Annotated in this window: 5 protein-coding genes; 2 read left to right on the plus strand and 3 right to left on the minus strand. The window is 62.4% G+C overall.

The window, feature by feature from the left end; genetic code table 11:
- The coding region (locus EN994_RS24560; protein ID WP_164746141.1) for a winged helix-turn-helix domain-containing protein at nt 1-311 on the plus strand (311 nt) is incomplete at its 5' end.
- A 72-nt stretch (nt 312-383) separates the two neighbouring features.
- Here EN994_RS24560 and EN994_RS24565 read toward each other — a convergent pair.
- Both EN994_RS24565 and EN994_RS24570 read right to left on the minus strand, forming a co-directional pair.
- A complete protein-coding gene (locus tag EN994_RS24565) occupies nt 384-551 on the minus strand; it encodes a hypothetical protein (RefSeq protein ID WP_013529303.1) in 168 nt (55 codons plus the stop codon).
- Nucleotides 552-588: 37 nt separating this feature from the next.
- A complete protein-coding gene (locus EN994_RS24570; protein WP_063169135.1) occupies nt 589-921 on the minus strand; it encodes a hypothetical protein in 333 nt (110 codons plus the stop codon).
- 353 nt (nt 922-1274) lie between these two features.
- Between EN994_RS24570 and EN994_RS24575 the strand changes: the two genes are divergently transcribed.
- Nucleotides 1275-1730, plus strand: coding sequence for a L,D-transpeptidase (locus EN994_RS24575; RefSeq protein WP_013529305.1), 456 nt, complete (start codon nt 1275-1277; stop codon nt 1728-1730).
- 198 nt (nt 1731-1928) lie between these two features.
- On the opposite strand, the gene EN994_RS24580 is transcribed toward EN994_RS24575, so the two are convergent.
- A partial coding sequence (locus tag EN994_RS24580) for an efflux RND transporter permease subunit (RefSeq protein WP_164746142.1) occupies nt 1929-3077 on the minus strand: 1149 nt, incomplete at its 5' end.

Genomic DNA, 3077 nt, shown 5'->3' on the forward strand with positions numbered 1-3077 from the left:
CCCAGGGACTGATCGTGCTGGAGAACGCGACCGTCGATCTGAGATCGGCGATGGTCATGCATCGCTCCGGCACGGAGGAACAGCTTTCGCCCGGTCAGGTGGCGCTGCTCAGGCTGTTCCTGGCCAGTCCGCGCAAGGTTTTGACGCGCGACGACATCATCGCCGCGGCGCCGGCCGAAAACGCCGATGCCTTCGATCGCTCGATCGATTCGCGCATCGTGCGGCTGCGCCGCAAACTCGACACCGAAACCATCACCACCATACGCGGCGCCGGCTACCGGTTCGATCCGCCGCGGCAATTCGCGGACTGATTGCCGGGCACTGACGCAGTCTCTGGTTTCGGGCATCGGATTTTCCATCTCCGGCCCCGACGCTCTTGGCGCTCAGCGTACCAGCAGAAGCGATGGACCCACCGGCATGTCACTGCCCATGGTCAGCTCGCCAGCGTGGGCGCGGTCCCTGAGCAGCACGGTGGCAAGGCCGGCAAAGCCGAGCAGGCCCTGGGCGTAAAGCAGTGCGGAAAGCACCGAAGCGGCAAATTTCGTTTTCATCGTACCAATTCCCCAAAATGGTTTGTTGCGGGTCGCTTCAGGATACCCCCGAAGCGCCCGCGCCGCCCACGGAACCCCCCGTCTCGGCGCGGGCCTTCGGTCCTCTCGGCAGCAAGTTGCCGGAGGCGCCGCGCAAACCCGTCAGCCTAAGGCCGACCCGCCAGAGGGCCTTTAGCCGGGCGATGCGCAGGCTGGAAACAATCCAGACCGTGGCGAAAAACAGTGCGGCGTGCAGGGTCGAAATCTCGCCTGAAGTCATCGCGCCGAGGCTTGTCAGCGGGGTGCCGGCAACCATGCCGACGCCGCCGATGACCGCTGCCGCGATGCTGATCCTGAAAAGCCAGGACAGCGCGTTCGATTTCGTTCCCATGTTCGTTACCGGCTGTTTTCGTTGCGTCAACTTTGCTTGCGGCCCGTATCCGGATCATGCCGCTTGAAACCTCGCTTTGTTGCAGTTCGGTTTCGAGATCTACGGCGGTCCTTTCGAATACTGCTAATTCGCACTTTCGTTTAGCGACGGATACCCATGTTCCTGACCTTGGTCTTGCTATGGTCTCGCTGGCGGGCCACCGACGGCTCTAATGGGGTTGGCGTTTGTTAACCAGTGGAAACAGATTCGAAACACAAATGAGCATTTTGCGAAATCTCTCCGAAACATGACGTTGGGATAAGCAGCCATCGAATTGGAGCCGGCTGGACCGGCAGAGAGAGGGGATTTTCTTCATGCATACCGCCATTTCCGCCAAGCTCATCAACATCGCCGCCGCCGCGCTGACCGGTGCCGCACTGCTGTTCGGCTCGGGCGCCGCGCATGCCGCCAACAAGATCGTGGCGCGCGTTTCGCTTTCGCAGCAGATCATGGAAGTCTCCGTCGACGGCCGGCCGACCTTCGCCTGGAAAGTCTCCACCGGCGACCGGGCCCATGTGACGCCGACCGGCTCGTTCAAGCCGACCCGCATGCATGAAATGTGGTATTCGAAGAAATACGACAACGCCCCGATGCCGCACTCGGTCTTCTTCAGCGGCGGCTATGCGGTGCACGCGACCTATGCGATCAAGCGCCTCGGCCAGCCGGCTTCGCATGGCTGCGTGCGGCTGCACCCCGACAACGCCGCCGATTTCTACCAGCTCGTCGAAACCTTCGGGGCGACCAACACCAGCATCGTCATCGTCAAGTAGCAGGCTGGAAACGGTGGCGTGGCAGCATGCTGCCGCGCCTCAAAGCTCCCTCCGGAAACGCTGCGGTATTGCGTACAGTTCAAACCGGCGGTATCGAGCCCAGCCAAAAAGAAAAGAGGCCGGGAATTTCCCGGCCTCTTTTCTTTTGTTTCCATCGATTTGCCCCGCGCATTTCTGGGCGGGACTCCCTAGACCGTCCTAGCTCGGCAGTGCCGGCATCAGCTTGGGGTCCGGCTTCTCCGCCAGATGAGGCAGGTCCTTGCTGGCGATAAAGGTGTAGAACATGGGCACGACGAAGAGCGTGAATATGGTGCCGACCAGGATGCCGGTGAAGATGACCAGGCCCATCGAATAGCGGGCCGCGGCACCAGCGCCGCTGGACGTGATCAGCGGCACAACGCCGAGCGCCATCGCCGCCGTCGTCATCAGGATCGGCCGCAGGCGCACCTTGGCCGAGGCGATGATGGCATCGCGCCGCCGCATGCCATGCTTTTCACGCTGCTGGTTGGCGAACTCGACCAGCAGGATGCCGTGCTTGGTTATCAGACCGATCAGTGTGATCAGGCCGACCTGCGTGTAGATGTTGAGCGTGCCGAGGCCCAGATTGAGCGGCACGATCGCGCCGAAGATCGACAACGGCACCGCCATCATGATGATCAGCGGGTCACGGAAGCTTTCAAACTGCGCCGCCAGCACCAGATAGATGACGACAACTGCGGCCGCGAAAGCGATCAGGATGGTGTTGCCCTGTTCCTTTTCCTGTCGCGATTGACCGGAATAATCGATGAAGAACGTGTCGGGCAGGCTCTCCTTGGCGATGTCCTCCAGCGCCTTCAGCCCGTCGCCGGTGGTGACGCCGGGCAGCGGAAGCGCCGAAATCGTCGACGAATTCAGCTGGTTGAACTGCTCGATTGCCGCCGGCGCCGCATTGGTCGAAATCTTGACCACCGCCGATAGCGGCACCATCTCGCCGGTCACGCTGCGCACGAAGTATTCGCCGAGCTTGTCGGGGTCGTCGCGGAACTCCTGCGGCACCTGCGGGATGATGTCGTAGCTGTTGGAATCGCGGTCGAACTGCGCCACTTCGGCGCCGCCGACCAGCAAGGTCAGCGTGCGGCCGATATCGGCGATCGGCAGGTTCAGCGCGGCGGCGCGGTCGCGGTCGATGGTCACCGTCACCTCCGGTGCGTCATAGGCCATCGAATTCTGCACGACGATGAAGCGGCCGGAGGCCTGCGCCTTGTTCTTGATCTGCTCGGCCACCTCGTACACTTCCGAGGAAGCGCCGGTCGATCGCACCACCATGGAAATGGGCAGGCCGCCGCCGGAGCCCGGCAGCGTCGGCGG

This window comes from Mesorhizobium sp. M7A.F.Ca.CA.002.09.1.1 (genome assembly GCF_003998555.1).
In the GTDB taxonomy this organism is placed as follows: Bacteria; Pseudomonadota; Alphaproteobacteria; order Rhizobiales; family Rhizobiaceae; genus Mesorhizobium; species Mesorhizobium ciceri.